Below are 2310 nucleotides of genomic sequence, written 5' to 3' on the forward strand. Positions count from 1 at the left end.
CGACATGACCATCGCCAAGGAAGAGATCTTCGGTCCGGTGATCTCCATCCTCGGCTACGACAATGTCGAGCAGGCCATCGATATCGGCAACGACACCGAGTACGGCCTCGCCGCCTACGTGCAGGCGGAAGACCTGGAGAAAGCCCGCAAGGTCGCCGCCAAGCTCCGCGCCGGCCAGGTGTCGATCAACGGCGGAGGCGGCGACATGATGGCCCCCTTCGGCGGGTACAAGATGAGCGGCAACGGGCGCGAGTGGGGCGACTACGCCTTCCACGAGTTCCTCGAGACCAAGGCCGTGCTCGGCTACGCGCCGAAGCCCGCGGCGGAATAGACGCTCCACGGCAATTGTGATGCGAAGGGCCGCCCCTAGGGGCGGCCCTGATTGCCTGGGGATCCGCCCCGAAACACCACTTCAGATTGACTCAATTCGAGTATCGGCGTTCCTTGAACTTATCGGGGGAGCGCATCCATGACCATGCCGTCGCCACCAGATAGTCCCGTTCCTGAGAATGGAGCGGCGGAGCGTTCAGCAACCGAGTGGGCCCGCGACAGCCCCCTGAGCTTGGTCGGCGCCATCATCACTGCGGCGACCCTTGGGCGTATGCTCCATTGGGAAGGCGTCCTCGCCCTCTTGGCGTTCGCGCTTACGGCGCTTCCCGGGGGAATCGTCGGCGGTCTGGTCGATGCGGCGATCGGCCATGTTCTTCCAAGGGTTGCGGCGATCCCGCTCAGGCTGTTCTTGGCCCTCCTTGCTCTGATTGCATTCTACATGGCTGCTTGACCGGCCCGTTCTGTGACCCTCCACTGGGGGTTGCGGCGGAGCTTTGCCGCCGCGCGTGGTGCGGCCGTCGTGACCGGGAAACAGGGCAGCGACTTTCTGGATGGCGTGTCTCCGCTGGATAGCGTGTCTCCGCCGTCGAGCGTCTTCACGGCGATCCGCCATGCGCCGATCGGGATCGCCATCTTCGACCGCGGCATGCGCTACCTGGCGGCGTCCGGGCGGTTCCTGACCGACCAGGGTCTGCCCGCCGACACGCCGCTGGTCGGCCGGCTGCACTACGACGTCTTCCCGGCGGTGCCTCAGCGCTGGCGCGACCTGCACGCCCAGGTGCTGAACGACGGCAGGGAGCGCAGCCACCCGGCCGATCCGTTCCCGCAACCCGACGGCTCGATCATGTGGGTCCGCTGGTCGCTGGCGCCGTGGCGCACCGAGGCCGGCGAGATCGGCGGCCTCGTCCTCTACACCGAGGTCGTGACCGAGGCGGTCGAGGCGCGGATGAGCCTGGAGGCCGCCGAGGCCCGCTACCGCGCGATCTTCGACCAGGTGGCGGTGGGCGCCGCCCGCGTCTCGCCCGACGGCCGGTTCCTGGAGGTCAACGACCGCTTCTGCGAGATCTGCGGCTACACCCGGGGCGAGGTCACGCAGCTCACCTTCCACCAGATCACCCACCCGGAGGACCTCGACACCGACGTCGCCCAGGCCCGGGCGCTGCTGGCCGGCCGCATCGCGACCTACTCGCTGGAGAAGCGCTACCTGAAGAAGGGGGGCGAGGTGATCTGGATCGGGCTCACCGTGTCGCTGGTGCGCACGCCGGCCGCCGAGCCGGACTACTTCGTCTCGATCGTCGAGGACATCTCGGCGCGCAAGCAGGCCGAGGCCGAGCAGCAGCGCTACCAGGGCCAGTTGCGGCTGCTCATCAACGAGCTGAACCACCGGGTGAAGAACACGCTGGCCACCGTGCAGTCGATGGCGTCCCAGACGCTGCGCCACGAGAGCGATCCCGAGCGGGCCTACGGCAAGTTCGAGGCCCGGCTGCTGGGGCTCTCGGAGGTGCATGAGCTGCTCACCCGCGAGCGCTGGCACGGGGCGGCGCTGAAGGGCGTGGCCGAGCGGGCGTTGCGGCCGTTCGTGCCCGCCGCCTCGGTCCAGGTGCATATCGCCGGGCCGCAGGTCTGGCTGCAGCCCGCGGCCGCGCTGACCATGGCGCTGGTGCTGCACGAACTCGCCACCAACGCGGTGAAGTACGGCGCGCTTTCGGTGGAGCGCGGCCGCATCGACGTCACCTGGACCTTCGACGAGGCGAGCCGCGCGCTGCAGCTCACCTGGGCGGAGTCGCAGGGGCCGCCGGTCTCGCCGCCCACCCGCCGCGGCTTCGGATCGCGCCTGATCGAACGCGGTCTGCGCAACGAACTGCGGGGCTCGGCGACGATGCGCTACGACCCCGCCGGCTTCAGTTGCGTCCTGAAAGCGCACCTGCCGCCCGCCGACAGCGCGCCGACCGTCTTCGACATCTGACGAACTCCGCGCCG

The 2310-nt window shown here is 68.9% G+C and carries 3 protein-coding genes; all 3 read left to right on the plus strand.

All coding sequences use genetic code 11. From position 1 onward, the window contains the following. Positions 1–331, plus strand: a 331-nt coding sequence (locus JNL41_RS19835; protein WP_293477904.1) for an aldehyde dehydrogenase family protein, incomplete at its 5' end; no start/stop codon positions are given. A 138-nt stretch (positions 332–469) separates the two neighbouring features. After that, positions 470–781: a hypothetical protein gene (locus JNL41_RS19840; RefSeq protein ID WP_293477905.1), complete on the plus strand. Its 312-nt coding sequence runs from the start codon at positions 470–472 to the stop codon at positions 779–781. 123 nt (positions 782–904) lie between these two features. Further along, positions 905–2296, plus strand: coding sequence for a PAS domain S-box protein (locus JNL41_RS19845; RefSeq protein WP_293477906.1), 1392 nt, complete (start codon positions 905–907; stop codon positions 2294–2296). Positions 2297–2310 lie beyond the last annotated feature (14 nt).

It is taken from the genome of Phenylobacterium sp. (genome assembly GCF_016793285.1).
In the GTDB taxonomy this organism is placed as follows: Bacteria; Pseudomonadota; Alphaproteobacteria; order Caulobacterales; family Caulobacteraceae; genus Phenylobacterium.

What these genes read in the sequence shown, in the direction of transcription:
- JNL41_RS19840 (WP_293477905.1), top strand. Translation starts at nt 470, where the DNA reads ATGACCATGCCGTCGCCACCAGATAGTCCCGTTCCTGAGAATGGAGCG.